We start from the raw sequence: 3,173 nt of genomic DNA on the forward strand, positions 1-3,173 counted from the left end.
GGCAGGGTCTCGGGGTTCATGTAGATGCGGTCGGTGTGGGGTGGGATTCGCTGGGTGATCGCGAAAACGATTTGCATGAGCCGATAGGCTCCCTGCCCCAGGTCGAAGAAGGCCTTGATCTGCGATGTGAAGACCTTGATGAATTGGGCCTCATCGACTTTGAAGATTTGGGCGACCTCGGTCAGCCCTTCAATCTCGCCAGTTTGGCTGTCGATGATCGTGGACCCACGGGCCACGGTCAGCCGCTTGCTGCGTGTCTTGATGACGGTCGTTTTGATGAAAGGGTTTTGCCTGAATGTGGGGTAGCTGCTGGCGGTTTTCGTCGTCGTTAGCTCTGTGCTCTTGGTCTCACTTTCGACAACTTTGTCGCTCTTTTTTGTCCCAGCTTTGGGAGTCTGTTTAGCCGCTTTTCCTGTCATTTTTCTCTCCAAAAGTGGGATGAATTACGTCAGGTTATAGGATCTCCTCTCCCACTTGTCAATCAAAAAGTGGGACTAAATTTTGCGGCTGCTGGGAATTTGTTTCCCATAGTTGGGAATCGACATCTAGCGTCCATGCGGGTTTGAGGGTGTTTCCTTCTTCTTCTTTAAAAACAGCCCGCTAGGGCGGGCAAAAACAGGGCGCTTCGCGCCAAGTTGGGAAAAGCGGCAAGACCGTGGGGCTTTGCCCCACACCCCACTCTCGCCAGCGAGGCCTCGGGAGGCAGGGGGAAAAGCGACCCTGCCCCCACTCGGGGAGCGTGTGAGCTGCGATCAGGCGTCAATGGTTCGGCTTCGCCCGAGTCCTCGCCCGGTCCCAGCGCTGCGCGCCGGGCTGCGGCCTCCGGGCTCGCCATTGACTCCTGCTCTCCGCGTTGGAGGCCCCCAACCGGCCGCGCTGCAGCCACGTGGGGGCGATTTGAGTCCGAGGACCGAAGCGAAGCGAGGGAGCGAGGATCGCCCGTTAGGGCGACCCCCACCCCACCCCGGCGCCGCTCCACGGCGTCCGGCCACGGGTCTAAGCGATTAGGGGTTTTCTGGCTCTTTGGGAGGGTCAGATTGCATGTTGGCCGCGCCGCGCCGTGATCGGCGTTCGGCCATCAAGACCTCGACCTTTCGATTGAGCTCTCTGATGGCTGCGTCGAGCTCCGCATTGCTCATGCCGGTGTGCGATGAGTCAAGGATTGGGCGTGGTTTGCTGCGACGTTCGGGGTTCATGGTGGGGCCTCTGTTGAGCAGATATTTTCGCATGCTTGCGCTCAAACTTCATGCACCCATGGACCCCAACCCCAACCCCGTTATTTGAAGGCCTTGTCTTTGCCCTCGCGCGGTGCGCGCTCGGTGGGGTCCGCCGATGGCGGTCCCCAGTTCAGCGCCGGCGGCGCTGCGTCCACCTCGGGCGGCGCCGCCTGCTTCTTGTGGGCTTTGGCGAGGGCCGCAACGGCCTCCAGGGCCTCGCCGCGCTGCTCCATGCTGTGGAGGTCAGGGACATGGCCTAAAAGCAGCTCCATGAGCCGTTTAAAGGCCTCGGCGAGGGGTTCAAGGATTGAGAGCTTGCTTCGGATCTCGGCCAGCTCCTTGGCTTGCGCCTTGGCCTGCTGGTGGTAGGGCTTCATCTGCTTGAAGACGTCGGCGTGTGCGGCCTTGGCGACCCGCCTGCCGTAATCCTCGATGTTGAAGCGATCGGCCAGAGTGGGCTCGATGGCCTTGGGCTCCTTGATCGGTTTGTCGATCGGGCGGGCCATCTGCTTTCGCCAGGCGGCGATGGTCTGATGCTTGGCCGGGCTGCCTTTGATCCCGCGCCGAAGCTCAAAGCGCTTCATGGCTGCGGCGTATTCGTCCTGCAGGACGCTCAGCTCGCTGCAATGGCCTCCGAGTTTGAGCGCTGAATCCGAGAGGGTCCAGCCGTTGCCCCTGTCGCTGCGCACCTCGCCCTTGCGATTGGCGTCAACTTTGAGCGGCAAGACAAAGGCTTGAATGTGTGGGGTCTGCTCGTCGAGGTGAAGCTCGGCATATGCCACGCGGTCGGCGCCGAAGCGCTCGATCAGCCAATCGACGTTGGCCTTGGCCCACTCGTTGCGCTGCTTTTTGGTCTTCCCAGCAAACCACTCGGGCGAGGCCGTGAGGACAAATTCGCGGGCCAGCGTGTGGGTCGTCCCCTGTTTGAGCTTGGGGAGCCACATGCCGTCGACAAGCTTCTTGAAGTCCTTCTGCCAACCGGCGTCGCCGCAAAGCGTGATGTTGGCCTCGGTGGCGTTGGGGTTCAAATGCTCGCGAGCGCTGGCGGTCGTCCGGGCCACATGGCCGACGCGCTTGCTAAGCGTCGTCCACGCCTTGATCTTCTCGGTCCGAGCGATGGCGAAGGGTTGTTTGGCGGGTGCGGGCATCGTGGCCTCTTCTATTTGCCAAGCCCCCTTGGGGGGGCGCGGAGTGGGGGGGATGGGGTTGGGGTTGCCTTTGATTTTGGGGGTCCCGGGGGCTTGCCCCTGGGCGAACCTGACCTTTGCGATAGCAAAGGTCGGAGTGAGTCCTAAGCTCTGATTCCTCCCTAGCCTAAAGCATCTCGCTCGAGGCGTTGGGGCTCAAGACCGTCTGGCTTTTATCTCACGTTTTTCGCAAGACGCGGCCTGTTGCTTTCAGGTCTTCGACGCTCACGCCGATGGCTCGAGCCGCATGCTCGATGTTGGCCGGGTCCAGCGAGAGGCAAACCCAACGCAGGACTTCGGCCCGCTCCGCCTTGCCATATTCGGCTCGCTTGTCCGCGATCCATGAAGGTGCCATATGGCCTGCTGCCTCGATTGCGTTTATAACGTTTTCTGCTAATGCGTCCATGATTAGGTCTCCGGTTCGTTGTCTTCCAACTGCAATGAGCCTTGGCCGGGATGGGTCTTTGCCTTTCTCGGCTTTTGATATTCGGTGATGAAGCGGACCCGGTCGCCGTTGAAGAAAAGCGTGGGGTTGATGAAATACCAGTGTTTGTCGCTTTCGACGCGGGCCAAAAATCCCTTTTCTAGCAGCTCTGCGAGGGCTCGATAGAAGGCCGAGTTGCTGATGGCTGGGAGGTCCTCCGGCAGGGTCTCGGGGTTCATGTAGATGCGGTCGGTGTGGGGTGGGATTCGCTGGGTGATCGCGAAAACGATTTGCATGAGCCGATAGGCTCCCTGCCCCAGGTCGAAGAAGGCCTTGATCTGCGAT

The 3,173-nt window shown here is 60.5% G+C and carries 4 protein-coding genes and 1 pseudogene; all 5 read right to left on the reverse strand.

Annotation, left to right across the window (positions count from 1 at the left end; all coding sequences use genetic code 11):
* Positions 1 to 419, reverse strand: a 419-nt coding sequence (locus ACFFJK_RS21545) for a hypothetical protein (protein ID WP_446686064.1), incomplete at its 3' end; no start/stop codon positions are given.
* A gap of 585 nt (positions 420 to 1,004) precedes the next feature.
* Positions 1,005 to 1,196 (reverse strand): hypothetical protein, encoded by a 192-nt coding sequence (locus ACFFJK_RS21550; protein ID WP_379681722.1) that lies wholly within the window; start codon positions 1,194 to 1,196, stop codon positions 1,005 to 1,007.
* 80 nt (positions 1,197 to 1,276) lie between these two features.
* Complete coding sequence (gene mobV, locus ACFFJK_RS21555) at positions 1,277 to 2,365, reverse strand: MobV family relaxase (protein ID WP_379681723.1); 1,089 nt, start codon at positions 2,363 to 2,365, stop codon at positions 1,277 to 1,279.
* A gap of 217 nt (positions 2,366 to 2,582) precedes the next feature.
* The gene (locus tag ACFFJK_RS21560; RefSeq protein WP_379681724.1) at positions 2,583 to 2,810 is read right to left on the reverse strand and encodes a hypothetical protein; all 228 of its coding nucleotides are present in this window, start codon (positions 2,808 to 2,810) and stop codon (positions 2,583 to 2,585) included.
* Positions 2,811 to 2,812: 2 nt separating this feature from the next.
* A pseudogene (locus tag ACFFJK_RS21565) lies at positions 2,813 to 3,173 on the reverse strand (hypothetical protein); the annotation flags it as partial.

Source organism: Massilia consociata (genome assembly GCF_042432755.1).
GTDB lineage: Bacteria > Pseudomonadota > Gammaproteobacteria > Burkholderiales > Burkholderiaceae_D > Telluria > Telluria consociata.

Bases quoted from the DNA above. Each gene is read 5' to 3' on its own strand.
- mobV (WP_379681723.1), bottom strand. From the start codon at position 2,365: ATGCCCGCACCCGCCAAACAACCCTTCGCCATCGCTCGGACCGAGAAG.
- ACFFJK_RS21550 (WP_379681722.1), bottom strand. From the start codon at position 1,196: ATGAACCCCGAACGTCGCAGCAAACCACGCCCAATCCTTGACTCATCG.
- ACFFJK_RS21560 (WP_379681724.1), bottom strand. From the start codon at position 2,810: ATGGACGCATTAGCAGAAAACGTTATAAACGCAATCGAGGCAGCAGGC.